This window comes from Pontibacter sp. GD13 (assembly GCF_058216355.1).
This window is the reverse complement of record NZ_JBYZMQ010000005.1, coordinates 137266-162652: the sequence shown is the minus strand read 5'-3', so window position 1 is coordinate 162652 and position 25387 is coordinate 137266. Positions and strand designations below refer to the sequence as shown.

Sequence of the window (25387 nt, the reverse complement as noted above, 5' to 3'; positions counted from 1 at the left end):
TGGCGAAGGTACAAAAGGAATCGTACAAAGGCTACAAACAAAAGCCCGTAGCGTGTCGGCTACAGGCTTTTGAATAGTAGGAGCAGGCTGTTACTGCTTCATGTTCTTATCCCCCGATTTTATCTGGTGGTATTTGTCGCGGTTCTTTTCGTAGGCTTTGTACTGCTCCGGCGTTAGTTTCTCCTTTACCCTTCGGTCCGTTTCATCGTCAATCCGTTTTTGCTCTGCCTGCATTTGGGCTTCCGTCATAGGTGCGGTACTGCCCTTAACGGTCTTATCCTCATCCCCAGCCATGCCTCCCGCATCCGTAAACTGGTAGCGCTGCTCCAACTCACTTAACTGCCTGTCGCGGTCATAGTAGATCTTTACCATCTCAGTAGCCAGGTCCTTATCCAGGCTCATGTCGTTGGTAAATTCCCCGGAATAGCGGTCAGCTTCAAAGCCATACATTTGGCCTGCCTCCGGGCTTGCTGGAGGTGCCCCGCCTGGCTCAGCGTCGCCATACCCTCTGATGTGGCTGGGATTTACGCTTTCTTCTTCGTTCGCGGTCACGGTCTCGGACGTGGTGCCCCTGTCTTCGCCGCAGGAGGTGGTTAACAACAGCATGGTGCTGAAGGCTGCTATCGGATACAAAAGTTTTTTCATAGGTCGTGTTCTAAAAATTAAATGCCTGCTGCTGCCTGGAATTCGGCTGCCAGCCAGGATGCTTTATTTTTACGGCTGCCTTTGGGTTATTGTTTGTAAGCCGGCGCTCAGCCATGCAACTGGCACGCGTCTGCTAGGCCCGCTTCAGCTCAAACACCGTTATTTCGGGCAGAAAGCCCACCCTGCCGGGGTAGCCGATAAAACCAAGGCCGGTGTTCACGTACAGGTGCTGCTTTCCTTTTTTATACAGGCCCGCCCACTGCTTATACATATACTGCACCGGGCTCCACTTCAGGCCCGGTATGTTTACCCCGAACTGCATGCCGTGGGTGTGCCCGGACAAGGTAAGGTCGATGTCCTGGTATTGCTGGTTTATCTCCCCGTCCCAGTGCGAAGGGTCATGCGACAGGAGCACTTTGAATGGAAGGTGCGCAGTGCCCAGATAGGCTTCTTCTAAGCGGCCATACTTCGGAAAGCCTGCTTTGTTGCCCCAGTTCTCCACACCCAGCACAGCTATACTTTCCCCGTCTTTCTCGATGATGCGGTTCTCGTTCATCAGCAGCTGCCAGCCCATGGCGGCATGGCTCTCCTTCAGGCGCTGCAGGTTTTCACTTTTGGCGGTTGGCGTTGGCCACTCCCGCACATAATCGGCATAGTCGTGGTTGCCCAGCACAGAGTATACGGCCGTTTTAGCCTTCACCTCTTTCAGCGTCGGGATATGGGGCTGCACCTCAGAGGCCAGGTTGTTTACCAGGTCGCCGGTAAAGAACACCAGGTCGGCCTCCTGTTTGTTTATGATCGAGACAGCTTCCTTCAGCGGGTCGGTGGAGGTGAAGCTGCCCGTGTGCAGGTCTGATATCTGAAGGATTTTATAGCCATCGAAAGCAGCCGGCAGGTTCGGGAAATGCAGGGTAATGCGCTTTACACGGTAATCATAGGCCCCCTTCACCATGCCGTAGATAAACGCCGTAAAGGGCACCGCTGCCACAACCAGCCCAAGCTGGCTGAAGAACCGGTTACGGGAAGGGTCGAAGGGCACTCCGCTGCTCACGCCGTTAAAGGCCACTTTGCCTAAGCGAAAGGCGTCATCCAGCAACAAGAATAAGATCACCACCAGCTTAGAGGCGAAAATAATGAACAGCGTGCTGGCAAGGTAGGTCTGGAACGTGCTGGGTGGCGTACCGCGTGTGGCCGTGGCCAGCACAAACGTGCCTGCCGTTATGGCAAACAACAGCCAATACAGGAAATGCACAATACGTTGAGAAGAGGGAGCCAAACTTTGTGTCACCATCCGGATAGCCTGGAATACATACAGGTCTACCAAAAAGAGGATCAGCACGATTATTCCGAATGAAAAAAGGCGTTGTATCATAAATAAAGTCGCTTGCCAGGCAAAGGGAATATGCGGAAGCGGATGCTTAGGGTTTAAAAAATAAAATATGAAAATATTTAGCTGCCAGAGCTGAACTAATCCTTAACGAAAATAATTGCACTAACATCCCAAGCATCATCAAAATCTATACCGTAAGTGAAAGAGACCGAAGCCACTGCCATTGCGCCATACCAGCAGCCCCTGAACATTAAAACCTGGGCCGAGGAAGACCGTCCGCGCGAAAAATTGCTCCTCAAAGGCAAAGCCGCCCTCAGCGACGCCGAACTGATCGCCATTTTGATCGGTTCGGGCACTCAGAAACTCACGGCCGTGGATGTGGCCAAACTCATACTTGCCGCCGTGAGCAACGACCTGAACGAGCTGGCCAGGCTTTCGGTAAAAGACCTGACCAGGCACAAGGGCATAGGGGAGGCCAAGGCCATTGCCATTGTGAGTGCCCTGGAGTTGGGCCGCCGCCGAAAAGAGACAGCCGCTACTGCCAAAACACGCATCACCTGCTCCACAGATATCTACAACTACATAAAGCCGCAATTGTTAGACCTGCCGCACGAGGAGTTCTGGATTATTCTGCTGAACCGCGCCAACGTGGTGATGAAAAAGGAGAGCATCAGCTCGGGGGGCGTGGCCGGCACCGTGGCAGACCCTAAGATCATTTTTAAGAAGGCGCTGGAGCAACTGGCGAGCTCCGTCATTTTGGTACACAACCACCCGAGCGGCAACATCAAGCCCAGCGCGGCCGATATTTCCCTTACCAAGAAAATGAAAGAGGCAGGCCAGTTCCTCGACCTGCCCATACTGGACCACATTATCTTTACCGACAACGACTACTACAGTTTTGCCGACGAAGGGGCGCTGTAGGGTTAAGGGTTAATCCTCTGACGGCAGTACCTCCTTCACCCGGCCAACTTCGCCGGTTTCAAGCCGCACTTTAATGCCGTGGTGGTGAGTGGGGGAATTGGTGAGGATGTCCTTTACATACCCCTCCGTGAGCGTGCCGCTGCGCTGGTCTTCTTTCAGCACGATGTTTACGTGTGCGCCGGGTTTGATATTCGATCGTTTTGTGCCGTCCATTAGTGTTTTAAAGTAATGATGTTGAGGTAAGGCGCATTTTCGTCAAAGCTGGTCCGTTGCACGGCGGTTACGACCTGGGTCTTGAGATCAACGGCTTGAATTAACCTGATATCTGCCAAAAGCAGCTCTTTGTGTGTTACCGGTTTATTGTTGATGGCAAGCGGCATAAGTTTTATGACTTAGAATGCGTTCGGCTGGTTATCGTCTGTGGTTTGCTTGCCGTGCTTTACCAACTGGTTTTGCTGTTGTTGGGTGTTGCTGTAATTCATGTACATAAAGATGGCAATGATGCCCACCAGGTGCCCGGCCAGGATCAGGTACCAGCCCAGGCCATTAGCAGATATGTGCAGAAAAGTGATCCCGGCACCCGCTATCACCAAAAGTATGGCAATTTTGTACAGTAGCTTCTCTATCTTTCTCGTTTTCATCAAACAAAAGTTTTTAGTGAAAAATGACTGCGCGTAACATTTGCCAGTCCGGTATTTACTGACTCGGTTTGTACTTTGAGAGGGTAATTTATAAAAAATAATTACAATAATTAAAATTATCTAGCTGAATTTCAGATCGATGGCTTGTGCGGAGGTAAAATGCAGCCGGAATACTGCGGTTGAAAGGTCTTTTATGTCAGGAGTTCAGTTCTTCCAGGTCGGATATGTGCAGGCTGCGCAGCATGGAGGTTTTCTTGCTTTGGTGCTCCTGCATGCGCACCAGGATGTCGTGTAGCAGCTCAATGGCCTTTACTACATGAGGCCCTTTGTTCAGCATCACGCAGTCGGCGCGCTGGGCCATGGCGGCATCCGTGATCTCGGCCCTGGAGGGGCGCCCTTTTTTGGCCAGGCTCTCCAACACCTGCGTCGCCCAAACCACCGGCATGTGCGCGGCCTCGCAGAGCCAAAGGATCTCCTCCTGCACCTCAGCCAGCCTTTGCCAGCCGCACTCCACGGCCAGGTCGCCGCGCGCGATCATGATGCCGGCAGGATAGGTTTTCATGGTGGCCAGCAGCAAGCGGGGCAGGTTCCGGAATCCCTCCTGCGTTTCGATCTTCAGCATCACCCCAAGGTTTTTAGCCTTTAGCTTCTTAAGCTCGCGGTGCAGCGCCTCCACATTCTCCACCTGGTTCACAAACGACAGGTTAACCACATCGCCATACCTGGCCACAAAATTCAGGTCGCGCTTATCCTTCTCGGTCAGGCCGGGCACATGGATCATACTCTCTGGCAGGTTAATCCCCTGGTCGGCACGCAGCTTACTGCCTGCCTGGCTGGCCGAGGTGATCTTTATCAGCAACTGCTCCGGGTTAACCTCCTGTATCTCTCCCTCTATCTTGCCATCGTTAAAAAGAATAAGCTGCCCTTGCTTTACCTGCGAGAAAACCTCGGGCAGGGTGCAGGCAATGTGTGCCGGCTGTACCACATGGCCCTTCGCATCGTATTGCGCAGGTTCTCCGGGTATTTGCGCTTTGGTGAGCACCAACAGACTGTCCGTTTTAAGAATAATGGGAGAGAAAGAGGCGGGTAACTCGCCCACCACTGTTTTCCGTGTGGGTATGGCTTTGCTACTTACCCGCAGCGCGGTGCCGGAAGTGATGTAGGATGTTTTAAACAGGTGCGTTACAAGCCCTTTGGCCTCTTTCTGGAAAACAGAGAGTGAACGCTTGCGGCCACGGGTGTCGGTAAAATGAATTTTATCACCTTCCTGCAGCTGTGTGAGCCATTCTGGCGGAACAGGCAGCGTGGCGTCGGTGTTTTTGGGAGGCGGCGTGCCGGGTGGGGCAAGCCATACCCTGGCAGCTTCGGTTACCTGGCCCAAATCGTTCTGCACCGGGTGCAGCACCACCAGTTTTGGTCCTTCCTTTAAAGTGCCGGTGCGTAGTTTGGGCCCCATCAGGTCCATCAGTATTTTACAGGGTATGCCTGTTTCCTTCTCGGCCGCTCTGATCTGCTGTACCATTTTCAGCCATACTTTCGCGTTATCGTGGGCGCAGTTAATGCGGGCACAGTTCATGCCAGCGTTCAACAGCCTAAGTATAAGTTCGTAGTTATCGGCTGCCTCGCCGGGAATGGTGACCATGATGCGGGTAGACCGTTTCTCAGGCGCAGGCCCCAGCAGCGCTTCGGTATGCGCAGCAAGCAGCTTCCGGTTCTCTGCAAACGAAACAGCCAGGGTTTTGGTGGTTGTGTGGCAGCCTGCCAGGTGGCAGAGGTGGTTGCGGACAGCCAGCAGGCTGGCCAGTACGTGGCCCTCTGCCCGGCCCAAAGACGATAAGCCCAGTTGGGAGAGCTGTGTCTGAAGTTCCCTGATGTCGTGGTGCCGCAGCACCAGGTAGTGCAACAGGTTCCTGGCGCTTTTTCGGAAATCGGGGGATACTTTTTTAAGCGTCGGTGCAAATTTCTGCTCCAGCTTCACGGCTTCCTCATACAGCTGATCGAGCTGTGCTATCAGTTGCGTATAATTTTCCGTTTTCTGCTTTGGCATGACCTGGCGTACTTCTACTTGGTCAAACTGCAGATAAGGGGTGAGGGTTGTGCCGAAGTATCAAATCTGATTGAAGTATAGCGCAGCCGGGTGTAACGCTGTTCTGGGAGGGTAGGTGTAGCTGCATATTCGTTTAAAACCCGTTGCCCTTTTTTGGGTTTTTGTTTAATAAAGCTGCCTTGTTATTTGCCCTGAAGTGCTGTGTCTATCAGTACTTCCAAAACCTTTAGGTCTATGTCAGCCAGCTTGTTGATGTAGAGGCAGCCTGCCCCGGTTTTGTATTTGCCCAGCTTGTCAAGTTCCGCCGCATGCCGCTTCATATCGAGTACAAGGTGTAGCGAAAGGTTTGCTTTGCGTGGGGAAAAACCGAGAAGAAACCATACCCTCAGAAGGAAGTCTGGGCGCCTGTGCGAAACTTGCCAAAAATTACGACCTTTGCACAAACAACAGAAATCGTGTTTTATGCAGGGACCGCTGAGACTGATCATACTTGCTGGCGTAGCGCTGGTACTTTTCTATTTCTTTAAGGATGCTTTTTTTAACGAGGAAAATTACCTGAAGCCCCTGCAGAAAGAGCGGGAAGACAAAGACCTCTCATTCCGGAGTCAGGCAAACTCCCCTTTCCTGGATAAAGACCGCCGCAGCTTCAAGAACCTGGTATACTACGCGCCAAACCAGGAGTACCGAGTAAAGGCGCAGGTAGAGGAGTTGCCAAAGCAGGACACCCTGCTGATGACGCTGACCAGCGGCAGCTACGAACCCTACTTGCGCTACGGCACCGCCACATTTGAGCTGCAGGGGCAGCCACAGCGCCTTACGCTCTACAAAAAGCTGAGCGGAGAGGAGAAAGAGGAGCTTTTCGTGCCCTTTACCGATAAAACAAACGGCTTTGAGACCTATGGCGGGGGCCGCTACCTGGATGTGCCCTTCAAGGAAGGCGATAAATCAGTAGTCCTGGACTTTAACCGTTCCTACAGCCCTTTCTGTGCCTACAACCCGGAATATGTGTGCCCCGTACCGCCCAGCGATAACCGTTTGGACATAGCCATACCGGCAGGAGAGAAAACCTACGACAAGTAGCGCCACATTTCAGCTCCGCACAAAATCCCGTTTCCCGTGCGCCACTAAACAGAATTATGTTTAATTTTGGAGTAGATGGGCTGCTGCAGGAGCAACCTTCTTTTAACAGAGACAGAAAACGATATGCTGATTTCATTCGACTGGCTGAAACAACTTATACCCACAGATAAAGACGCAGACGAAATAGGCACCTTGCTGACAGGTGCAGGCCTGGAAGTGGAGGCAATCCATAATTTTGAAATGGTGAAAGGGGGCCTGGAAGGCATCGTGCTCGGCGAGGTGCTTACCTGCGAACGACACCCCGATGCAGACCGCCTGAACATTACCACAGTAGCTATTGGCGCTGATGAGCCTAGCCAGATCGTGTGTGGCGCCCCTAACGTGGCCGCAGGCCAGCGTGTGGTGGTGGCCACGGTAAACAGCACGCTGCACCCCACTGCCGGCGACTCTTTCAAGATCAAAAAGTCCAAGATTCGCGGTGCCGTGTCGGAAGGGATGATCTGTGCCGAGGATGAGATCGGGATTGGCGTGTCGCATGCCGGCATCATGGTACTGGACACCGACCTGCCTAACGGCACGCCTGCCGCTGAGTTCTTTGGCCTGGGCTCTGACAAGGTTTTTGAGATCGGCCTCACGCCAAACCGGGCCGATGCCGCCTCGCATTACGGGGTGGCCCGCGACTTGCAGGCCCTGCTTCACACACCGGCTATACTTCCTGCTGTAAACGATTTTAAAGTTGACAATACAAAAAAGCCGATCGCTGTTGAGGTGCAGAACACGGAGGCTTGTCCGCGTTACGCGGGCGTAACCGTATCAGGTTTGCAGGTAGGGCCGTCGCCGGAAAGGATGCAGAAGCGGCTGCGGGCCATTGGCTTGTCGCCCATTAATAACGTGGTAGATGTTACCAATTATGTGCTGCACGAGTTAGGCCAGCCCTTGCATGCTTTTGATGCTGATAAAATAAAAGGCGACAAGATCATTGTGAAGCCTGTTGCCGAAGGCACCACATTTAAAACACTGGACGGGGTGGAGCGCAAGCTGAAAGCAACCGACCTGATGATATGTGATGCTGAAGGCCCGATGGCCATTGGGGGCGTATTTGGAGGCGAAGCCTCCGGCGTAACCGACGAAACGCGTAGCATCTTTATCGAGAGTGCTTATTTCTCGCCGGACTGGGTGCGCAAAACAGGCATGGCGCATAACTTAAAAACCGATGCCTCGTTCCGCTTTGAGCGCGGCACCGACCCCAACATGGTTATCACCGCCCTAAAGCGCGCCGCGCTGCTGGTGCAGGAGGTTGCCGGCGGCGAGGTGTCTTCGGAAATAGTAGACGTGTATCCGAACCCGATCGGGGAGAAAGAGATAACGCTCAGCCTGGCACGTACCCATAGTCTGATCGGGCAGCACATTGGCGCTGCGCGCATCAAGGCTATACTTACGGATCTGGGGATAGTGGTTGCAGGGGAAACATCTGAGCACCTGACCTTGCAAGTACCGGCTTTTAAAGTGGATGTTACCCGCGAGGCCGATGTAGTGGAGGAGATCCTGCGCATCTATGGCTTCAACAACATTACAATGGACGAGCACCTGGCCACCACCTTTCTGGCCCGTTTCCCGAACCCGTACGCTGAGGATGTGACCGATGTGATCATGAATTACATTGCGGCTAACGGCTTCCACGAGATCATTACCAACTCCATCACCAACTCCAACTACTACCAGCCGGCAGGCGGGCAGGAGGTGTCCGGGCTGGTGCAGGTGGTCAACTATAACTCCGAAGACCTGGACGTGCTGCGCAAGAGCATGGTGTTCTCCGGCCTGGAGGTGCTGCGCCGCAACATCAACCGCCGCCAGCGCGACCTGAAGCTGTTCGAGCTGGGCAAAGTGTACGCCCGGCAAGACGGAGAGCTGCAGGAAAGCCGCAAGCTGTCGCTGTACATGGCGGGTAACCTGAGCGCCGAAAGCTGGAAGCAGCCAAGTATGAAAACCAGCTTCCACGATTTAGCGGGTGTGGTGCAGAACGTACTGCGCAAGCTGAACGCCGGAGACTTTGAGGAACAGCCGCTGGAGCAGAACAGCTACATGCGCCAGGGAATAGCGTATGTGAAGAACGGTACGGAGGTAGCCAGGCTGGGCGTGCTCGATGCAGACGTTACCAAATTGATGGAAGTGAAGGAGCAGGTGTGGTATGCCGAGCTGAACTGGGATTACCTGCTCAGGAAGTATAAAGACAAGCTGGTGGCCGACGAACTGCCAAAGTACCCGGAAGTGCGCCGCGACCTGTCGCTGGTGCTGGATAAGCATATTTCTTTTGACCAGGTGAAACAGATCGCGTTGCGCACGGAGCGAAAGCTGCTGCAGGACGTGAATGTGTTTGATGTGTACGAGGGAGACAAGATTGAGGCAGGTAAGAAAGCCTATGCCGTTAGCTTCACGTTGCTGGACAAACAGCAAACATTAACCGATAAGGTGATTGAAAGTGTGATGAATCGCCTGATGCAGCAATTTGAGAAACAGTTAGGGGCTTTTATACGCAAATAGTGCTATGCCAAAGGAAAAGCAACTACAACAACTCCAGCACATTGAAGACAAGCTGCGCAAGCTGATTTCCCGCTACGCCGAGGTGCAACAGAAGCTGGCACAGGCCCAGGATGACGTAAAATATCTGGAGGGAAGGCTGGAAGAAAAGGAGCAGCAAATAAAAAATTTTCAAAATCAGGAGAATATTGTTAAAATTGTAGAGACGATAGCAGGAAACACTGCAAATTCGACAGAGTTAAAGCTTAAGCTAAACGAATACATTAGAGAAATCGATAAATGTATTGCTTATTTACAGGACTAAACTGCAGCCAGAAAGGGCGTTAATGCCTTTTAACTGCGGCAAGGCCGGCAAGCAACACAATAAAAACGCAACGGATGGGTGAATTAGCAATTAAGATTCGCATCGCGGAACGCGAGTATCCGATGCGGGTAAAGGAGGAGGAGGAAGAAAGACTTCGGGTGGTCGGGAAATTACTGAACGAGCGCCTGCGTTTTTACAAAGACCAGTTCAGTATTCAGGACAAACAAGACCTGTTGGCTATGGTAGCCTTTGAAACCATGGCGGAGAAGTTAAAGCTGGAGGATGAGAAAGAAGCTCATCTCTCTAAAGTGGGACAACAACTCAACGTACTGGATGACCTTCTCTCATCGACAAATAAATAAGCCCCGTTGCCGGCCCTGCGCTGGCATGCCGCTTATACTTCGTTCAGGCTTTTAAGCCATACACTGTTCCTTTGCAGGTGCCGCTATACGTTTTTAATTAAACCTAAAACGATAGTTATGCCCATTATCCTTTATATTTTATTAACAGCCATTGTAGCGCTAGGAGTAGGCGTTTACATTGGGCGATCGCTGTTGCAAAAAGTGTACAAGCAACAGGAGGACGAAGCGCGCCGGACAGCCAAAAACATCATTCGCGAGGCCGAGATAAACGGCGAGAGCATTATGAAGGACCGTATCCTGGAGGCAAAAGAGAAATACCTGAAGCTGAAGTCGGAGTTCGAGGAGGAGTCTAACAAGAAGAAGAACATCATCATCCAGAACGAGAACAAGGTAAAGCAGCGCGAGCAGCACGTGGCCAAGCAGATGGAGGATACCAAGCGCCGCGAGCATGAGCTGAACAAGGAGAAAGAGCACCTGGATACGCAGCTCGAGCACCTGAAAAAGCGCAAGGAAGAAGTAGAGCAGCAGCACGAGAGTGTGGTGAGCCAGCTGGAGAAAATTGCCGGCCTGACGGCTTCTGAGGCCCGCGAGCAAATGGTGGAGGCGCTCAAGAGCGAAGCCACCACACAGGCTTCATCGCACATCAAAGACATTATTGCCCAGGCCAAGCTTACCGCCACAAAAGAAGCCAAGAAGATCGTTATCGAAACCATTCAGCGCACAGCCGCTGAGCACGCCATCGAGAACTGCGTGTCGGTGTTCAACATCGAGAGCGACGATATCAAAGGAAAGATCATTGGCCGTGAAGGACGTAACATCCGTGCGCTGGAGGCTGCCACTGGGGTGGAGATTATTGTGGATGACACACCGGAGGCGATTATTATCTCTGGTTTCGATCCGGTGCGCCGCGAGATTGCGCGACTGTCGTTGCATCGTTTGGTAGCCGATGGCCGCATTCACCCTGCCCGCATTGAGGAGGTAGTTTCTAAAACACGCAAGAACATCGAAGAGGAGATCGTGGAGATCGGGGAGCGCACAGCCATTGACCTGGGCATCCACGGCTTGCATCCCGAGCTGATCAGGATGGTGGGCCGCATGCGTTTCCGTTCATCGTACGGCCAGAACCTGCTGCAGCACTCACGCGAGGTAGCTAACCTTTGCGCCACCATGGCCGCAGAGCTGGGCCTGAACGTGAAACATGCCAAGCGCGCGGGTCTGTTGCACGATATCGGTAAAGTAACCCCGGATGAGCCGGAGTTGCCACACGCGATCATAGGTATGGAACTGGCCAAAAAGTATAAGGAGCATCCGGATGTTTGTAATGCGATAGGGGCTCACCACGACGAGGTAGAGATGACCGCCATGGTTTCGCCGCTTATCCAGGCCTGCGACGCCATCTCTGGTTCCAGACCAGGTGCCCGTCGCGAGATCATGGAGTCGTATATCAAGCGTTTGAAGGAGCTGGAGGAAACAGCTGTTTCGTTTGACGGCGTGAACCAGTGCTACGCCATTCAAGCCGGCCGTGAGCTGCGCGTGATGGTGGATGCCGACAACGTGACCGATGAGAAGGCCGCGCAGATCTCTTTCGATATCTCCCAGAAGATTGAGAAAGAGATGCAGTACCCGGGCCAGATCAAGATCACGGTTATCCGCGAGATGCGCGCCATCAGTTACGCCAAGTAAGTTTTAATTGAGATTGGATTAAGGTTAAAGCCGCCTGCCGCATTTGTGGCAGGCGGCTTTTTTGTGCCCTACTTCACGGCCACCACGCGGGCTTTCTTCCGGTGCCGTATTGGCTCAGGCAGGGCCGCCAGGATCTCCTGTTGCAGGGCTGCGATAAGTTTTTTCTTCAGGAAGCTGCGGTGCACCACCAGGCTCACCTCGCGGAGCGGCTGCGGCTCCTGAAAAGGGTGTACCAGCCGGCGTTTGCTCTCGGGCATGTCCAGCACCGATAGCTCAGGCAATAGGGTCAGACCATGCTGGGTCTCCACAATGCGCTTGAGTGTTTCCAGGGAGCCGCTTTTATAGTCGAAGTTGCCGTGCTGCTCCGGGCTCCCTTTTTTAGCGGTGCGGTTGCAGATGTTGAGCACCTGGCTACGGAAGCAATGGCCCTCGTTCAGCACCCAGAGCTCACCCAGGTCCAGCTGTCCGGGTTTTATACTTTCATAGGCTGCCAGTGGGTGCTTTGGGTTGATGTAGGTCACAAAGGCTTCGTAGAACAGCGGCAGCTCTTTTATGCTTTTGTCTTCTAAAGGCGTTACCAGCAGGCCTACATCCAGCAGCTCGTGGTTCAGCTTCTCCACGATCTGGTTGGTCAGGAGCTCCTGCACCACCACCCGCACCTGCGGATATTTTTCCAGGAAGCTGGTGATGAACAGCGGCATCAGGTAAGGGGCCAGCGTAGGGATGATGCCGATGCGCAGTTCCCCGGCCAGCTCCAGCTGCTGTCCCTGCACGATCTCCTTTACCTTCTTCGATTCGGCCATGATGATCCGGGCCTGGGCAATGATCTCTTTGCCGATCTCGGTTGGCCGGACCGGTACCCGGCTGCGGTCAAACAGCTGCGCACCCAGTTCATCTTCCAGCTTCTGCAGTTGCATGCTTAAGGTGGGTTGCGTAACAAAGCAGTGCTCGGCTGCTGTGGCAAAGTGCCGGTGCGTGTCCACGGCCAGCAGGTATTCTAACTGTACAAGTGTCATGGGTTTTACTGTTTTTCAGGCAGGCCTTTCATTTACCTAATAGCTTATACTTATAAAAGTATAAAAGTAATTGTTTCTGATGATAAGAGTAAGCGTTTTAAATAATGAGGTTGATCCTTTGACCTGCTTTTCTGGTTCCGATTAAAGAAAAAGGCCGCCCTTTGGGGCGGCCTTCCTGTATGTGCTATACTTTAAAAGTATAAGTTGTTGCGTAGTTAAGCAGAGATGCCGGCTTCCTGTAAGGCTTTCACCATGGTAGCGCCAATCTCAGCAGGAGATTCCACAACATGGATGCCGTTTTCGCGCATGATCTGCATTTTAGCAGCGGCTGTATCTTCGGCACCACCCACAATAGCACCTGCGTGGCCCATACGGCGACCTGCCGGAGCAGTCTGGCCAGCAATGAACCCAACAACAGGCTTCTTGTTACCTGTCTCGCTGATATACTTAGAAGCCATTGCCTCGTAGTTTCCGCCAATCTCGCCGATCATCACGATCGCGTCCGTCTCCGGGTCTTCCATCAACAGTTGTACCGCATCCTTGGTCGGCGTTCCGATGATCGGGTCGCCACCGATACCGATAGCCGTGGATATACCGAAGCCGGCCTTTACGATCTGGTCAGCGGCCTCGTAGGTTAAGGTACCCGACTTAGAAACGATTCCGATACGGCCTGGCTTGAACACGAAACCTGGCATGATCCCAACCTTCGCTTCGCCTGGAGTGATCACACCGGGGCAGTTAGGGCCGATCAGGGTGACATCTTTGTTAGAAAGGTAATTTTTAGCAGCCACCATGTCCTTTACAGGTATACCTTCTGTAATCGCCACGATCACTTTAATGCCTGCGTCAGCAGCTTCCATGATCGCGTCGGCGGCGAAAGCCGGCGGTACGAATATGATGGATACATCAGCGCCGGTTTTCTTTACAGCCTCTTCCACGGTGTTGAAAACAGGAAGGTCGAGGTGAAAAGAACCCCCTTTGCCCGGCGTAACACCACCTACTACGTTAGTGCCGTACTCTATCATCTGATGCGCGTGGAAAGAACCTTCTGAGCCGGTAAAGCCCTGCACGATCACTTTCGAATCTTTATTTACTAAAACACTCATGTGTATCTTTTTTAGTTTTTAATACAGTCGAACTATAAGGATGTGCAAAAATAGCCTTTTTTATGGCCTCTACAAAAAATAGTTCTACCTAATATAGCTCCATTTCAGGCATTGCCACACCAAAACGGGCCCAGGCTGGCAACACTTGTGCAGTGGCTCCTGAACTTGGTAAGCAAGGCATCTACGAAAGAGACAAGTTTTAGCGGAAAGAATAACGTATTAAATGCGTACCTTTGCACCCAAATTCACTTCAAGAAAATGAAATATCTGAACCATATTACCGAAGCCATCGGTAACACACCCCTGGTAAAACTGAATAAGGTTACTGACGGCATTAAGGCCACTGTGCTGGCTAAAGTAGAGTATATGAACCCCGGCAACTCTGTGAAGGACCGGATCGCCATTAAGATGGTGGAAGATGCCGAAAAAGCGGGCATTCTCAAGCCAGGCGGCACCATTATAGAAGGAACTTCCGGTAACACGGGCATGGGCCTGGCCCTGGCAGCCATTGCCAAGGGCTACAAGTGTATCTTTACCCTGGCGGACAAGCAGAGCAAGGAGAAAATGGATATCCTGCGTGCCGTTGGCGCAGAGGTGATCGTTTGCCCAACCAACGTATCCCCAGATCATCCGGATTCCTATTACTCTATTGCCAAGCGCCTCAACGAGGAGATCCCCAACTCTTTCTACCCAAACCAGTACGACAATACCTCTAACACGGCAGCGCATTACGAAGGAACCGGCCCGGAGGTATGGGAACAGACAGAAGGCAAAATAACCTGCTTTGCCGCAGGCGTGGGTACAGGCGGTACCATTTCAGGAATCTCTAAATTTCTGAAGGAACAAAACCCGGACGTGAAGGTGGTAGGCATAGACACCTATGGCTCTGTGTTTAAGAAGTATAAAGAGACCGGCGAGTTCGACGAGAAGGAGATTTATTCCTATGCCACCGAAGGCATCGGGGAGGATATCCTTCCTAAAAACGTGAACTTCGACCTGATCGACACTTTTGTGAAGGTAACGGATAAAGACGGCGCCCTGATGACCCGAAGGCTGGCCAGGGAAGAAGGACTGTTCGTGGGCTGGTCGTGTGGCTCTGCGGTGGTTGGCGCGCTGGAGTATGCCAAAGAGCACCTGACCGAGGATGATATTATGGTGGTGTTGCTGCCGGACCACGGCACACGCTATCTGGGCAAAATCTACAACGACGACTGGATGCGTGCGCAAGGCTACATCGACTAATCGGAGTTGGTATTAAATGGATGGAATCTAAAGCCAGGTTTTTTTTGTAGGCTTTTATACTTACCTTTTATACCTTTTCCATACTAACAGGTTTTAGTGAAGGATGTGTTACAAACACAGGGCCAAAGCGCGTTGAACATTTAACAAAATTCGTTACAGCAGGTTTAACTCAAGTAGAGAATTTCTCTGCCATAAAATCACCTGTGTGTTGATTAAAAAGTGCATTATAGGATGAGAAAACTTTCCGGCGTCTTACTGATAGACGATGATGAAACAACCAACTTTCTGAATCATCGCCTCCTGGACAGGATGGAGGTGACAAGTAATGTGCGCACATTTGTAAATGGCAAGCAGGCTTTTGATTACCTGTATAATGTGAGCAACGATAACTACGAGGCAGGCAGTAAGAGTTACTTTAAGCCCGAGCTGATCTTTCTGGACATCAACATGCCGGTAATGGATGGCTTTGAAATGCTGGACCTGTACGAACGCCTGAATGCAGGGTTCAGAAAAGGGATCGTGATGGCCGTGCTCACCACCTCCACCCACCCCCAAGACACGGAGAACTCTAAAAAATATGCAGCAGAGTACCTCACCAAGCCCCTAACCTCGGAGAAAGTAACCATGCTGCTGGAAAAGTATTTTAAGCAGGAGGAACGGGAGAAGCAGGAGGAACGGGAGGCCTAATACCCGGAAGTCCTTGGATTTTATAAAGGGAAGCCGTTACATGAACGGCTTCCCTTTTTTTATGCTTAAAAAGAGAAGCCGAAGTTAGACCGGATGGCCAGGTTAAGCAATACCCCGAAGCCCGCCAGAAACAGGCCGATGCCGATCAGCTTCTCGACGTTGGGAATTTTGGACCTCCGGTTTTTCTTGAGCAGGTTGCCACCTAGTGCGCCCAACGAGAAGGCAGCCATCAGGGGCAGGCTTCGGCCCCACATCACGTTCCCGAGCAGAAAGTGGCTGATAAAGCCCGTAAAGCTCGTTACCACCAAAATAAACAAGGCCGTAGAGGTGGCGATCTGAGGGGGGATCCTGAAGATCTTGATCATCATGGGGGTTTGCACAAAGCCGCCCCCTATGCCAAAAAGCCCGGCCATCACACCCGAAGCGAAGCCAAATGCGGAGATCAGGCCCCCGTTGATTCTGTAGGCCAGGTGCTTCACCCTGTTCTTGCGGATAAAGGAGGTAGGCATCCGGCGGATACGGTACATCATGCCCGAATGGCTGCCCCTGCCGCGTTGCTTTTTGGGCAGGAACATGGTGGTGCCAATCACAACCACAAACAACGCGAAAATAAACTGGAGCTTAAACACCGGCAAAAAAGCCACCAAGAAGGCCCCCAGCACAGTGCCTACCAAGGCAGGGAGCTGTATGAGCGTGCCAACCACATAGTCTATGCTCCTGTCGCGCAGGTTAAACACAGAGGCGATGATGGAGGCCGGCACCAGGGCGGCCATGGTAGAGCCAATGGCGATCTCGATGTTAAAGCCGAAGAAAATGATCAGGATAGGAACCATGAACACGCCACCACCGAAACCGATGATCGTGCCAAAGCCACTCACCAGCACGCCAACCAGAAATAAGATGAGTTCCTCCATGCACGTGGGCACACCTGCTGCCCTGGTTTTATACTTTTAACAGGGGTTTATTTTGCTACTGGTACGAACTGAAACACATCACCGTTGAATAACCCCTTGTCGCTAAGCTTTAAGGACGGGATAACCAGCAAAGCCATAAAAGACAGGGTCATGAAAGGCGACCCGAGTTTACTGCCCATCTCTTTGCTCATCTTATCGATGGCCGCGTACGCCTCAGCCACCTGGTACCCATCGGCCGCCGACATAATGCCCGCTACGGGCAGCGGGAGCAGTTGCTCTTTGCCCAGGCCCACAGCGGCCACCCCGCCCCGCGCCCCGATGATCAGATTTACGGCCCGGGCTATACTCTCATCATCCACGCCCACGGCAATAATGTTATGCGAGTCGTGGCCCACAGACGAAGCGATGGCTCCTTCCTTTAGCCCCATGTTTTTGATAAAGGCCACCGCCGGGATGGTGTTCTCGTAGCGGTTGACCACGGCAATTTTCAGGATGTCCTGCGCGACATCCGCTTCAATAAACCCGTTGTCGATGTTGGCCGTTGCCCAGGTTTCTTTCGTGATCAGTTGCCCGTCAAAGGCTTCGATCACGCGAATCTTGGTGGCGTCGGCTGCGGCTACTTTAAACTGCTCGGCGGCCTTCTCGTCGGTTTCAAAGTTGTTGATGATCTGGCTGGGTGTGAAGGCGGTGCGGGTAATGCCGTTTTCGGCCACCAGTTGCCCGTTGATATAGGTGGCCTTTACCTTGAAGTTATCCGGGTTGTCGATCACGATAAAATCAGCGGCATCGCCCTCGCGCAGCAGGCCTACCTCCAGTTTGTAATGCTCCACTGGGTTCACGCATGCCGCCTGCAGCACCTGGAACAGGTTGTTGCCTTTGGCCAGTGCGCGTTTTACCAGCAGGTTGATGTGGCCCTCTACCAGGTTGTCGGGGTGCTTGTCGTCGGAGCAAAACATGATGCTGCGGTAATGGATGGGCAGCAGCGGGATGAGCGCCTCAAAGTTCCTGGCGGCGCTGCCTTCCCGGATCAGGATCTTCATGCCAACGGCTAACTTGTCCAGTGCTTCCTCGGCGGTAAAACACTCGTGGTCGGTGGTGATGCCAGCCGACGCGTACTGCGCCGCCTGCTCGCCGCGCAAGCCGGGGGCATGGCCATCCACGGCCTTGCCATACTTTTTAGCCAGGGCTATTTTCGCCAGCACGTCCGGGTCGCGGTGCAGCACACCGGGCCAGTTCATCATCTCGGCCAAGTACTTTATCTCGTCGCGCTTAAACAGGGTTTCAATGTCGGAGGCGGTTATCTCGGCACCGGCCGTTTCGAAAGGCGTGGCCGGAACGCAGGATGGCGCCCCGAAGTAGAACTTGAAAGGCACTTTCCTGCCATTCTCCACCATGTACTCCACACCCTGCAGCCCCATCACATTGCCAATCTCATGGGGGTCCGACACGGTGGCAACGGTACCATGCGGCACGGCCAGGCGGGCAAACTCGCAGGGCACCAGCATCGAGCTTTCCACGTGCACATGGGCATCCACAAAACCCGGTAAGATATAATCGGTGGCAGGCGTGTGCTCACGAACTATTTTAGAAATGTGGCCGTTTGACACATGGACAGTGCCCTGGTAAATTTCCTGCTTGTGTACGTCGATGATGTTGCCCGAAACGGTATGGTCTGTGTGCATGGTGCTAGGGTGTTTAAGCGATAAATTGGCCTTGGGTAAGGCTGAAAACGGTAAATTACTTTATATTTGCATTAAATTCAGTCGTTTTGAGAAAGTATATTTCATATTTGGTTTTAGCGGCCTTTCTGGCAACCGGCACCCTGGGCGGCTGCGCTGTGAAAACCCCGCAACAGAAAAAAACGGCTTCTCTCAAAAAGAAGAGCAAGCGTGGCAAGCTGCCATGCCCCTGCGATTCCAATTAATCCCCTTTATTAGTTTCTCTCTATGAAGAAAATCGTAATCGCTCTGGACGGATATTCCTCATGCGGCAAAAGCACTACGGCAAAACTGGTGGCGGCGGCTCTGGGCTATGCCTACATCGATACCGGGGCCATGTACAGGGCCGTTACCTTATACTTTCTTCAGAACCACGTGTCGCTCACCAACCCCAAAGAGATCCGGGATGCCCTGAAAAGCATTGAGGTAGAGTTTCACTATAACTCCAAAACCAGGCGCAACGAGGTTTTCCTGAATGGCCTGAACGTGGAGGATGAGATCCGGAAAATGTACATCTCTAACCAGGTAAGCGAAGTGAGTGTGGTGCCGGAAGTGCGCCATGCCATGGTGGCCCAACAGCAAAAAATGGGCAGGAAACGCGGGGTGGTCATGGACGGCCGTGACATCGGCACCGCGGTTTTTCCGGATGCCGAAGTCAAGATCTTTATGACCGCCGACGTAGACACCCGCACCAAACGCCGCCAGGAGGAGCTGCTGGAGAAAAAACAGTTGGTAAACCTGGCCGAGATAAAAGCGAACCTGCAGAAGCGCGACCTGATCGACTCCACCCGCAAAGAGAGTCCGCTACGCCGGGCCGACGACGCTGCCCTCCTCGATACCTCCCATATGACGATTGACGAGCAGGTGGATTTTGTGTTACAAAAGGTAACCTCGGCCCTGATCAGCGAGGAAAAAGCCCTTATTGAAAATTGAAGCGAAAGATGATGACAGTAACCATAGATAAAAATTCCGGCTATTGCTTTGGCGTTGAGTTCGCCATACAGATGGCCGAGGATGAGATGGAGAACAGCGAGGAGCTTTACTGCCTGGGCGATATTGTGCATAACAGCATGGAAGTGCAGCGCCTCTACCAGAAAGGGCTGCGCATTATTGACCGTGAGCAGCTACAGGAACTGCGCGATTGCAAGGTGCTGATCCGGGCGCACGGCGAGCCCCCCGAAACCTATAAGCTGGCATTGGAAAATAACATCGAGCTGATAGACGCCTCGTGCCCGGTCGTGCTAAAACTGCAGAACCGTGTGAAGCATGCCTACGATAGCGGCAAAGTCGCAAACAGCCAGGTCGTGATCTACGGCCAGGTGGGCCACGCCGAGGTGATCGGCTTGGCCGGCCAGACAGGCGACGAGGCCATTATCGTAACAACAGAAGAAGACCTGGTGAAGATAGACTTTACGCGCCCGGTCACCCTCTTTAGCCAGACCACCAAAAGCACCAAAGGGTTTTACCATATCAAGGAGCTGATTGAAAAACGCCTGAAGCAAGCCAACCAGGATAGCACGCAGCCTTTGCTCAATGCCAACGACAGCATTTGCCGCCAGGTTTCTAACCGGGAGCCGCAGCTGGCCAGGTTCTCTACCGAGCACGATGTGATCGTTTTTGTGAGCGGCAAAAAGAGTTCGAACGGCAAAGCCCTGTACAGCGTATGTAAGCAGCACAACCCCAATAGCTACTTTGTGGAGAACGAGGATGAACTGCAGGGGGAGTGGTTTGCAGCGGCCGGAAGCGTAGGGATATGTGGGGCAACCTCTACACCTATGTGGCTGATGCAACAGGTAGCCACCTACATCGCTGACCTGAACCTGACCCAAGTGTAAAAAAGTATAGTAAATAAACTATAAGGCATTTTTTGCTACATTTAGGCTTTGCATTGGCAAAGCCTTTTTTGTGACACTAACACCATGAAAAATTTAATTCGCTACTTTGTAAACGGCCTGCTCATTATTGCCCCTTTCACCCTCACCGTGTGGATTGTGGTGGCTATCATCGACTGGCTCGACAGTATGTTTGACCTGGGCGTACCCGGCCTGGGCATTCTGCTGATGGTTATCCTAATTGCGCTGGTCGGCTTTATCGGATCATCGTTCTTTGTGAAGCCCTTTCTGGTGCTTACAGAGCGGTTGCTGCACAAGGTGCCGCTCATCAGTATTATTTATTCCAGTTTGAGGGACCTGCTGGATGCCTTCGTGGGGGATAACCAGAAATTCAACAAACCGGTTATCGTTAAAATGTCAGAAGACTCTGATAACTGTAAGCTGGGCTTTGTAACCCAGGATATGCTCCTGACCTTGAACATAGAAGGCAAAGTAGCCGTTTACTTCCCGCATTCCTACAATTTCTCGGGCGAGCTTTTTATCGTTCCTAAGCGCAATGTCACGTACCTGGAGGCCCCCAGCAGCGAAGTGATGAAGTTTATCGTATCGGGAGGAGTGTCTAAGCTGTAAAAAACATCTCCTATGCCCACCATCCTTAAAAACAGGTCGAAGCTGCATTACCGGGTGATCGGGCACGGCAGTAAGGTGATGCTGGCTTTTCATGGGTACGGGCAGAGCAGCACCTATTACCAGCCCATGAACCAGGCGCTGGGCAACGACTATACCATCTATGCCTTCGATCTGTTCTATCATGGCAACAGCCACCTGCACAAGCAGGACATGCCCCTTACCAAAGAGTTCCTGGCAGCCATTATTCTCCGTTTCCTCGACAAGTATAAGATAGCCCGCTTTTCGTTGATGGGGTTCAGCATGGGCGGTAAGTTTGCTCTTTCCCTGGTCGAGCAGATGCCCGAGCGGATAGAGGAGCTGATTCTGATAGCGCCGGATGGCATCAAGACAAGTTTCTGGTACAACATTGCCACCTACCCCGGCTGGTTACAGCAGCTTTTTAAACGCACCGTGCTAAAACCGGCGCCATTTTTCAGGCTTCTCAAAGTGCTGGAGCGCTACAACATGATCCATAAAAGCCTGGTGCGGTTTGCCGAATTTCAGATGGACAGCACGCCCAAGCGCCTGCGTGTATACCGCAGCTGGATAGGTTTCCGGGAACTGAACTTCGATATCAGGCGGATCGTGCAGCTGCTGAACAGCGCCGAGGTGGCGGTTACCATGTTCCTGGGGGAGTATGACCAGATAATTTCCCCGAAACGCGTGGGGGTGTTCGTAGATGCCCTGGACCATGGCGAACTTGTGGTGCTTAAAACCGGGCACTCGCACCTGCTGCAGGACGTGGCCGAACTGCTGCACCGGAAAAAGCACTCAGGCCAGCCCTGAGAAGCGCTGGATGCACCACGGCCACACCCACGTCATACTTTGGTAGCGCTGCGGATAAGCATGTTTTATAACATTGTGCTTTTAATAAAGTATACCTGACTTGTAATTGCTGGGCTGCAACGCCTTTTGCGGTGTTTGCGGCGTTTTTTAATTTCTATAACCCAACCACGATTTATGAAAAAGAAGTTCAGTCTGTATGGTAGTAGCGTTTTGTTACTGGTCTTTTCCTTTGCCTGCTCATCCGGCGAGGTATCAGAAGAAAACAACTCAACAAGCGCAGTAGAAGCCACAGCGGTTTCTGAAGAAGTGCGTCTCCCCACCGGGCCCATTGACAAAGACCTGGAGCGTATAAAACTGCCGGAGGGCTTTCGGATAGATTATTATGCCAAAGACGTGAAAAATGCTCGATCAATGGCGCTGAGCGAGTCCGGTATTCTGTTTGTGGGCACCCGAAGCAATGATAAGGTGTTTGCCGTAGTGGATAAGGATAAGGATGGCAAAGCGGAAGAAGTAGTGGAGGTGGCTGCCGGTTTAAACAGTCCGAACGGGGTGGCGCTGCACAACGGCGACCTGTATGTGGCGGAGATCAGCAGGGTAATTAAATTCCCAAACATCGAGCAGACCTTTCGGGACAAACCGAAGTATGAGGTGATCAATGATAAATTTCCTGCAGAGCGCCACCACGGCTGGAAGTATATCGCCTTTGGCCCCGATAACAAATTGTATGTGCCCGTTGGTGCCCCCTGCAATGTGTGCAAAGAGGAGAACCCGGTTTATGCCAGCATTACACGCATGAATCCCGATGGCACCGGCCTGGAAGTTTACGCTGAAGGCATCCGGAACAGCGTTGGGTTTGACTGGGAGCCGGGCACCGGAAATCTATACTTCACCAACAACGGCCGGGACATGTTGGGCGACAACATTCCGCCGGATGAGTTAAACCGGGCCACTAAGAAAGGGCAGCACTTTGGCTTTCCGTACTGTTATGGCGGCACCATTCCGGACCCGGAGTTTGGCAACCAGCGCAACTGCAGCGAGTTTGTGGCTCCGGTACAGAACCTGGGCGCCCATGTGGCCTCATTGGGCATGAAGTTCTATGATGGCAACATGTTTCCGGCTACCTACAAAAACCGAATTTTTATTGCCGAGCACGGCTCCTGGAACCGTTCTAACAAAACCGGCTACCGTGTAAGCCAGGTGCAGCTGGACAGCAAGGGAAACGCCACCTCCTATGAGCCTTTCGCGGAAGGTTGGCTACAGGGCGAGGATGACTGGGGCAGACCTGTGGATGTGTTGGTGATGCCGGATGGAGCCCTGCTGGTTTCTGATGACAAGAACGACGCGATCTATCGCATTACCTATTCCAAGTAACTGAAGTAAGTAGATGCATGTGAATACAGGTGTAAGCAGGGCTTGCTATGAAGCTGGCTTTTACCTGGGGCAGTGCGTGATGCTTTTGATTAAATTTAACCGCTTTCTGCCAAATTCATTAAATCTGCTCTATCTTTAACCCAAATGAAAGAGGACAAAACGGAAAAATCAAAAGGAGATAAGAAAACCATTGGGCGGAGAGAGTTGGTTTCTTTCCCTGATCTGGCCATTTATGAGCTGGAGGCGAAAGTAGACACCGGCGCTTTTACATCGGCTATCCACTGTTCTAACATTCACGAGGAGGTAAAGCCCGATGGCACCAAAGTGATCTGCCTGGACCTGCTGGACCCGTCGCATCCGCAGTATAACCACAAAAAGCTGGAGTTTAGCACCTATGACCTCCGCGAGATTAAAAGCTCGATAGGAGAGAAGCAGGAGCGCTACGTGATCCGGACCCGGATAAGCTTGTTTGATGAAACAGTGGAAACCGAGTTTTCTTTATCGGACCGCAGCGACATGAAATACCCCGTCCTGATCGGCAGGAAACTTTTAAAAGGGCGGTTTTTAGTTGACGTTTCCCGTAAAAACGTTGCCAACAAGTATAAGACCAAACCTAAGAAGAAATAACTTACAATATGAAAATAGCCATCTTGTCCCGTAACCCAAAGCTTTACTCTACCCGCAGGTTAGTAGAAGCAGCTGAGCAGCGCGGCCACGAAGCCATTGTTTTAGACCACCTGCGCTGCGACCTGGTTATTGAGCAAGGCAATCCGCATATTCTGTACAAGGGAGAGCGACTGACTGAGTTCGACGCTGTAATTCCGCGTATTGGTGCCTCGGTAACCTTTTACGGTACAGCCGTGGTGCGCCAGTTTGAGATGATGAAAGTGAAGGGCGCCGTTGACTCCCAGGCCATCGTGCGCTCCCGTGATAAACTACGTAGCCTCCAGATTCTTTCGCGCGCGGGTTTGGGCATGCCCAAAACGGCTTTTACCAACTATTCTAAAGAAACCTCGGAGCTGGTAAAAGAAGTGGGCGGGGCACCGCTGGTGATCAAGTTGCTGGAGGGAACCCAGGGATTAGGCGTGGTGCTGGCCGAAACCAAAAAAGCGGCTGAGTCCGTTATTGAGGCATTCCATAACCTGAAGGCCCGTATTATTGTGCAGGAGTACATTGCCGAGGCCGGTGGTGCCGATATCCGTGCGTTTATAGTGAACGGCGAGGTGGTAGGGGCCATGAAGCGCCAGGGCAAGGAGGGCGAGTTCCGCTCCAACCTGCACCGCGGCGGCAAGGCCATGCTCATCAGGCTGACCCGCCAGGAGAAAGCCGCAGCCCTGCTGGCGGCAAAATCGCTGGGTTTAGGCGTTGCCGGTGTCGATATGCTGCAGTCCAAGCGCGGGCCGCTCATTCTGGAGGTAAACTCCTCCCCTGGGCTGGAGGGCATCGAAAAAGCTACCCAAAAAGACATCGCCAGCAAAATAATAGAGTACATGGAGGGCCTCACCCAAAAGAAAACGGCTAAAAGAATTAAAGAGTAGCATGCCGGAGACGATCGTAATAAACGGCAGAAGTATTGACCGTGGGGAGAAAGTGCTGACCAAGCTTGTGATCAGTAAGCTGCCCAGCGGAACCGTCATTGAAATTCCTATCTACGTGTACAGGTCGGTGCACGATGGCCCGGTTGTGCTGCTCATGGCCGGCATGCACGGCGACGAGGTGAATGGTACCGAGATCATTCGCCGCATGTTGTCCAAAAAAATGCTGTACCCGCTTAAAGGTACCATCATTGCCGTGCCGGTGCTGAATATCTACGGCTTCCTGAACTTCTCGCGCGAGGTGCCTGACGGCAAGGATGTTAACCGGAGCTTCCCGGGTAACCGCGACGGCTCCTTGGCCAGCCGGGTGGCCCATCGCTTTATGAAAGAGGTGATGCCCTACGTTGACTATGGAATTGATTTCCATACAGGCGGCTCCAGCCGCGCCAACTACCCGCAGGTGCGCTGCGTGCTGGCCGACCACAGAAACGAGGAACTAGCCAGGGCATTTGCCGCCCCGTTCATCATGAACGCGCCGTACCGGCAGGGCTCCTTACGAAAGGAAGCAGGCAAGCAGGGCAAATCTATACTGGTGTATGAAACCGGGGAGGCCTTGCGTTTTGATGAGAAAGGCATTAACATGGGCATTGAGGGCACGTACCGCGTGCTGCACCATCTGGGCATGATGGCCCCCACACCCCGCCACTTGAACCGACTGTGCTCTGCTCAAAGGATGTCTGGCTGCGGGCCAAGAACGCTGGCCTTTGGCGCACCATCATATCCATCGGGCAATATGTAAAAAAGAACCAGTTCATTGGCACCATCACCGATCCATACGGCGAGATGGAAGTTCGCCTGAATGCACCGGCCGCCGGCTACGTGATCGGGTTGAACAACATGCCGGTGGTAAACCAGGGCGATGCGCTGTTGCACATTGCCTATTAAAACAATTTGACGGGG

At 52.6% G+C, this 25387-nt stretch carries 28 protein-coding genes and 1 pseudogene; 18 read left to right on the top strand and 11 right to left on the bottom strand.

Annotation, left to right across the window (positions count from 1 at the left end):
• Nucleotides 1-90: 90 nt before the first annotated feature.
• Both AC4BAN_RS09485 and AC4BAN_RS09480 read right to left on the bottom strand, forming a co-directional pair.
• A complete protein-coding gene (locus AC4BAN_RS09485; protein WP_490564157.1) occupies nucleotides 91-645 on the bottom strand; it encodes a hypothetical protein in 555 nt (184 codons plus the stop codon).
• Nucleotides 646-778: 133 nt separating this feature from the next.
• Nucleotides 779-2017, bottom strand: coding sequence for a metallophosphoesterase (locus AC4BAN_RS09480; RefSeq protein WP_490564156.1), 1239 nt, complete (start codon nucleotides 2015-2017; stop codon nucleotides 779-781).
• A 156-nt stretch (nucleotides 2018-2173) separates the two neighbouring features.
• Here AC4BAN_RS09480 and radC point away from each other — a divergent pair, with 156 nt between their 5' ends.
• Nucleotides 2174-2896, top strand: a complete 723-nt coding sequence (radC, locus tag AC4BAN_RS09475; protein WP_490564155.1) for a RadC family protein — start codon at nucleotides 2174-2176, stop codon at nucleotides 2894-2896.
• Between the two features lie 9 nt (nucleotides 2897-2905).
• Here radC and AC4BAN_RS09470 read toward each other — a convergent pair whose 3' ends face one another.
• The 5 genes from AC4BAN_RS09470 to AC4BAN_RS09450 all read right to left on the bottom strand — a co-directional run bounded on the left by AC4BAN_RS09470 (nucleotide 2906) and on the right by AC4BAN_RS09450 (nucleotide 6072).
• Nucleotides 2906-3109 carry a YwbE family protein gene (locus tag AC4BAN_RS09470; RefSeq protein WP_490564154.1) on the bottom strand — a complete coding sequence of 68 codons (204 nt, stop codon included), beginning with the start codon at nucleotides 3107-3109 and terminating at the stop codon, nucleotides 2906-2908.
• Entirely contained in the window at nucleotides 3109-3276 is a 168-nt protein-coding gene (locus tag AC4BAN_RS09465; RefSeq protein WP_490564153.1) for a hypothetical protein, read from the bottom strand. The genes AC4BAN_RS09470 and AC4BAN_RS09465 overlap by 1 nt, the downstream gene beginning before the upstream one ends.
• 12 nt (nucleotides 3277-3288) lie before the next feature.
• Nucleotides 3289-3537, bottom strand: coding sequence for a hypothetical protein (locus AC4BAN_RS09460; protein ID WP_490564152.1), 249 nt, complete (start codon nucleotides 3535-3537; stop codon nucleotides 3289-3291).
• A gap of 196 nt (nucleotides 3538-3733) precedes the next feature.
• Complete coding sequence (locus tag AC4BAN_RS09455) at nucleotides 3734-5584, bottom strand: pyruvate kinase (protein ID WP_490564151.1); 1851 nt, start codon at nucleotides 5582-5584, stop codon at nucleotides 3734-3736.
• A gap of 182 nt (nucleotides 5585-5766) precedes the next feature.
• Nucleotides 5767-6072: a DUF1801 domain-containing protein gene (locus AC4BAN_RS09450; protein WP_490564150.1), complete on the bottom strand. Its 306-nt coding sequence runs from the start codon at nucleotides 6070-6072 to the stop codon at nucleotides 5767-5769.
• Between AC4BAN_RS09450 and AC4BAN_RS09445 the strand changes: the two genes are divergently transcribed.
• The 5 genes from AC4BAN_RS09445 (at nucleotide 6047) to rny (ending at nucleotide 11551) form a co-directional block, all read left to right on the top strand.
• Nucleotides 6047-6664 carry a DUF1684 domain-containing protein gene (locus AC4BAN_RS09445; protein WP_490564149.1) on the top strand — a complete coding sequence of 206 codons (618 nt, stop codon included), beginning with the start codon at nucleotides 6047-6049 and terminating at the stop codon, nucleotides 6662-6664. The genes AC4BAN_RS09450 and AC4BAN_RS09445 overlap by 26 nt on opposite strands.
• 123 nt (nucleotides 6665-6787) lie before the next feature.
• Complete coding sequence (pheT, locus tag AC4BAN_RS09440) at nucleotides 6788-9205, top strand: phenylalanine--tRNA ligase subunit beta (RefSeq protein ID WP_490564148.1); 2418 nt, start codon at nucleotides 6788-6790, stop codon at nucleotides 9203-9205.
• A gap of 4 nt (nucleotides 9206-9209) precedes the next feature.
• Nucleotides 9210-9506, top strand: a complete 297-nt coding sequence (locus AC4BAN_RS09435; RefSeq protein ID WP_490564147.1) for a hypothetical protein — start codon at nucleotides 9210-9212, stop codon at nucleotides 9504-9506.
• Between the two features lie 74 nt (nucleotides 9507-9580).
• Nucleotides 9581-9868 (top strand): cell division protein ZapA, encoded by a 288-nt coding sequence (locus AC4BAN_RS09430; protein WP_490564146.1) that lies wholly within the window; start codon nucleotides 9581-9583, stop codon nucleotides 9866-9868.
• Between the two features lie 117 nt (nucleotides 9869-9985).
• Nucleotides 9986-11551, top strand: coding sequence for a ribonuclease Y (gene rny, locus AC4BAN_RS09425; protein ID WP_490564145.1), 1566 nt, complete (start codon nucleotides 9986-9988; stop codon nucleotides 11549-11551).
• Between the two features lie 68 nt (nucleotides 11552-11619).
• Here rny and AC4BAN_RS09420 read toward each other — a convergent pair whose 3' ends face one another.
• Nucleotides 11620-12567 (bottom strand): hydrogen peroxide-inducible genes activator, encoded by a 948-nt coding sequence (locus AC4BAN_RS09420; RefSeq protein ID WP_490564144.1) that lies wholly within the window; start codon nucleotides 12565-12567, stop codon nucleotides 11620-11622.
• 215 nt (nucleotides 12568-12782) lie between these two features.
• The gene (gene sucD, locus AC4BAN_RS09415; protein WP_490564143.1) at nucleotides 12783-13673 is read right to left on the bottom strand and encodes a succinate--CoA ligase subunit alpha; all 891 of its coding nucleotides are present in this window, start codon (nucleotides 13671-13673) and stop codon (nucleotides 12783-12785) included.
• Between the two features lie 258 nt (nucleotides 13674-13931).
• Here sucD and AC4BAN_RS09410 point away from each other — a divergent pair.
• Both AC4BAN_RS09410 and AC4BAN_RS09405 read left to right on the top strand, forming a co-directional pair.
• Nucleotides 13932-14912: pseudogene (locus tag AC4BAN_RS09410) on the top strand (PLP-dependent cysteine synthase family protein); the annotation flags it as partial.
• Nucleotides 14913-15146: 234 nt separating this feature from the next.
• The gene (locus AC4BAN_RS09405) at nucleotides 15147-15602 is read left to right on the top strand and encodes a response regulator (protein WP_490564142.1); all 456 of its coding nucleotides are present in this window, start codon (nucleotides 15147-15149) and stop codon (nucleotides 15600-15602) included.
• Between the two features lie 65 nt (nucleotides 15603-15667).
• On the opposite strand, the gene AC4BAN_RS09400 is transcribed toward AC4BAN_RS09405, so the two are convergent.
• Together AC4BAN_RS09400 and ade are read right to left on the bottom strand one after the other, a co-directional pair.
• Nucleotides 15668-16516, bottom strand: coding sequence for a sulfite exporter TauE/SafE family protein (locus AC4BAN_RS09400; protein WP_490564141.1), 849 nt, complete (start codon nucleotides 16514-16516; stop codon nucleotides 15668-15670).
• 47 nt (nucleotides 16517-16563) lie between these two features.
• Nucleotides 16564-18198 carry an adenine deaminase gene (gene ade / locus AC4BAN_RS09395; RefSeq protein WP_490564140.1) on the bottom strand — a complete coding sequence of 545 codons (1635 nt, stop codon included), beginning with the start codon at nucleotides 18196-18198 and terminating at the stop codon, nucleotides 16564-16566.
• A gap of 31 nt (nucleotides 18199-18229) precedes the next feature.
• On the opposite strand from ade, the gene AC4BAN_RS09390 reads away from it, so the two are divergent.
• The 10 genes from AC4BAN_RS09390 to AC4BAN_RS09345 all read left to right on the top strand — a co-directional run bounded on the left by AC4BAN_RS09390 (nucleotide 18230) and on the right by AC4BAN_RS09345 (nucleotide 25372).
• Complete coding sequence (locus AC4BAN_RS09390) at nucleotides 18230-18466, top strand: hypothetical protein (RefSeq protein WP_490564139.1); 237 nt, start codon at nucleotides 18230-18232, stop codon at nucleotides 18464-18466.
• The gene (gene cmk / locus AC4BAN_RS09385; RefSeq protein ID WP_490564138.1) at nucleotides 18463-19167 is read left to right on the top strand and encodes a (d)CMP kinase; all 705 of its coding nucleotides are present in this window, start codon (nucleotides 18463-18465) and stop codon (nucleotides 19165-19167) included. The genes AC4BAN_RS09390 and cmk overlap by 4 nt, the downstream gene beginning before the upstream one ends.
• Nucleotides 19168-19178: 11 nt before the next feature.
• Nucleotides 19179-20069 carry a 4-hydroxy-3-methylbut-2-enyl diphosphate reductase gene (locus AC4BAN_RS09380; protein WP_490564232.1) on the top strand — a complete coding sequence of 297 codons (891 nt, stop codon included), beginning with the start codon at nucleotides 19179-19181 and terminating at the stop codon, nucleotides 20067-20069.
• An 84-nt stretch (nucleotides 20070-20153) separates the two neighbouring features.
• Complete coding sequence (locus AC4BAN_RS09375; protein WP_490564137.1) at nucleotides 20154-20696, top strand: DUF502 domain-containing protein; 543 nt, start codon at nucleotides 20154-20156, stop codon at nucleotides 20694-20696.
• A gap of 12 nt (nucleotides 20697-20708) precedes the next feature.
• A complete protein-coding gene (locus AC4BAN_RS09370; protein WP_490564136.1) occupies nucleotides 20709-21521 on the top strand; it encodes an alpha/beta fold hydrolase in 813 nt (270 codons plus the stop codon).
• Between the two features lie 174 nt (nucleotides 21522-21695).
• Nucleotides 21696-22892, top strand: a complete 1197-nt coding sequence (locus tag AC4BAN_RS09365) for a PQQ-dependent sugar dehydrogenase (RefSeq protein WP_490564135.1) — start codon at nucleotides 21696-21698, stop codon at nucleotides 22890-22892.
• A 144-nt stretch (nucleotides 22893-23036) separates the two neighbouring features.
• Nucleotides 23037-23519 carry an ATP-dependent zinc protease family protein gene (locus AC4BAN_RS09360; RefSeq protein WP_490564134.1) on the top strand — a complete coding sequence of 161 codons (483 nt, stop codon included), beginning with the start codon at nucleotides 23037-23039 and terminating at the stop codon, nucleotides 23517-23519.
• Nucleotides 23520-23527: 8 nt separating this feature from the next.
• Entirely contained in the window at nucleotides 23528-24430 is a 903-nt protein-coding gene (gene rimK, locus AC4BAN_RS09355) for a 30S ribosomal protein S6--L-glutamate ligase (RefSeq protein WP_490564133.1), read from the top strand.
• 1 nt (nucleotide 24431) lies between these two features.
• Complete coding sequence (locus AC4BAN_RS09350) at nucleotides 24432-25226, top strand: succinylglutamate desuccinylase/aspartoacylase family protein (RefSeq protein ID WP_490564132.1); 795 nt, start codon at nucleotides 24432-24434, stop codon at nucleotides 25224-25226.
• The gene (locus tag AC4BAN_RS09345) at nucleotides 25145-25372 is read left to right on the top strand and encodes a succinylglutamate desuccinylase/aspartoacylase family protein (RefSeq protein ID WP_490564237.1); all 228 of its coding nucleotides are present in this window, start codon (nucleotides 25145-25147) and stop codon (nucleotides 25370-25372) included. The genes AC4BAN_RS09350 and AC4BAN_RS09345 overlap by 82 nt, the downstream gene beginning before the upstream one ends.
• The last annotated feature ends 15 nt before the right edge of the window (nucleotides 25373-25387 follow it).

Excerpts from the sequence above, each read along its gene's own strand:
- AC4BAN_RS09370 (WP_490564136.1), top strand. The coding sequence starts at position 20,709 with ATGCCCACCATCCTTAAAAACAGGTCGAAGCTGCATTACCGGGTGATC.
- AC4BAN_RS09430 (WP_490564146.1), top strand. The coding sequence starts at position 9,581 with ATGGGTGAATTAGCAATTAAGATTCGCATCGCGGAACGCGAGTATCCG.
- AC4BAN_RS09435 (WP_490564147.1), top strand. The coding sequence starts at position 9,210 with ATGCCAAAGGAAAAGCAACTACAACAACTCCAGCACATTGAAGACAAG.
- ade (WP_490564140.1), bottom strand. The coding sequence starts at position 18,198 with ATGCACACAGACCATACCGTTTCGGGCAACATCATCGACGTACACAAG.
- AC4BAN_RS09465 (WP_490564153.1), bottom strand. The coding sequence starts at position 3,276 with ATGCCGCTTGCCATCAACAATAAACCGGTAACACACAAAGAGCTGCTT.
- AC4BAN_RS09360 (WP_490564134.1), top strand. The coding sequence starts at position 23,037 with ATGAAAGAGGACAAAACGGAAAAATCAAAAGGAGATAAGAAAACCATT.
- AC4BAN_RS09365 (WP_490564135.1), top strand. The coding sequence starts at position 21,696 with ATGAAAAAGAAGTTCAGTCTGTATGGTAGTAGCGTTTTGTTACTGGTC.
- pheT (WP_490564148.1), top strand. The coding sequence starts at position 6,788 with ATGCTGATTTCATTCGACTGGCTGAAACAACTTATACCCACAGATAAA.
- AC4BAN_RS09455 (WP_490564151.1), bottom strand. The coding sequence starts at position 5,584 with ATGCCAAAGCAGAAAACGGAAAATTATACGCAACTGATAGCACAGCTC.
- AC4BAN_RS09350 (WP_490564132.1), top strand. The coding sequence starts at position 24,432 with ATGCCGGAGACGATCGTAATAAACGGCAGAAGTATTGACCGTGGGGAG.
- cmk (WP_490564138.1), top strand. The coding sequence starts at position 18,463 with ATGAAGAAAATCGTAATCGCTCTGGACGGATATTCCTCATGCGGCAAA.
- rimK (WP_490564133.1), top strand. The coding sequence starts at position 23,528 with ATGAAAATAGCCATCTTGTCCCGTAACCCAAAGCTTTACTCTACCCGC.
- AC4BAN_RS09380 (WP_490564232.1), top strand. The coding sequence starts at position 19,179 with ATGACAGTAACCATAGATAAAAATTCCGGCTATTGCTTTGGCGTTGAG.
- AC4BAN_RS09485 (WP_490564157.1), bottom strand. The coding sequence starts at position 645 with ATGAAAAAACTTTTGTATCCGATAGCAGCCTTCAGCACCATGCTGTTG.
- AC4BAN_RS09420 (WP_490564144.1), bottom strand. The coding sequence starts at position 12,567 with ATGACACTTGTACAGTTAGAATACCTGCTGGCCGTGGACACGCACCGG.
- sucD (WP_490564143.1), bottom strand. The coding sequence starts at position 13,673 with ATGAGTGTTTTAGTAAATAAAGATTCGAAAGTGATCGTGCAGGGCTTT.
- AC4BAN_RS09405 (WP_490564142.1), top strand. The coding sequence starts at position 15,147 with ATGAGAAAACTTTCCGGCGTCTTACTGATAGACGATGATGAAACAACC.
- AC4BAN_RS09445 (WP_490564149.1), top strand. The coding sequence starts at position 6,047 with ATGCAGGGACCGCTGAGACTGATCATACTTGCTGGCGTAGCGCTGGTA.
- AC4BAN_RS09375 (WP_490564137.1), top strand. The coding sequence starts at position 20,154 with ATGAAAAATTTAATTCGCTACTTTGTAAACGGCCTGCTCATTATTGCC.
- AC4BAN_RS09400 (WP_490564141.1), bottom strand. The coding sequence starts at position 16,516 with ATGGAGGAACTCATCTTATTTCTGGTTGGCGTGCTGGTGAGTGGCTTT.
- AC4BAN_RS09460 (WP_490564152.1), bottom strand. The coding sequence starts at position 3,537 with ATGAAAACGAGAAAGATAGAGAAGCTACTGTACAAAATTGCCATACTT.
- AC4BAN_RS09480 (WP_490564156.1), bottom strand. The coding sequence starts at position 2,017 with ATGATACAACGCCTTTTTTCATTCGGAATAATCGTGCTGATCCTCTTT.
- AC4BAN_RS09470 (WP_490564154.1), bottom strand. The coding sequence starts at position 3,109 with ATGGACGGCACAAAACGATCGAATATCAAACCCGGCGCACACGTAAAC.
- rny (WP_490564145.1), top strand. The coding sequence starts at position 9,986 with ATGCCCATTATCCTTTATATTTTATTAACAGCCATTGTAGCGCTAGGA.
- AC4BAN_RS09450 (WP_490564150.1), bottom strand. The coding sequence starts at position 6,072 with ATGATCAGTCTCAGCGGTCCCTGCATAAAACACGATTTCTGTTGTTTG.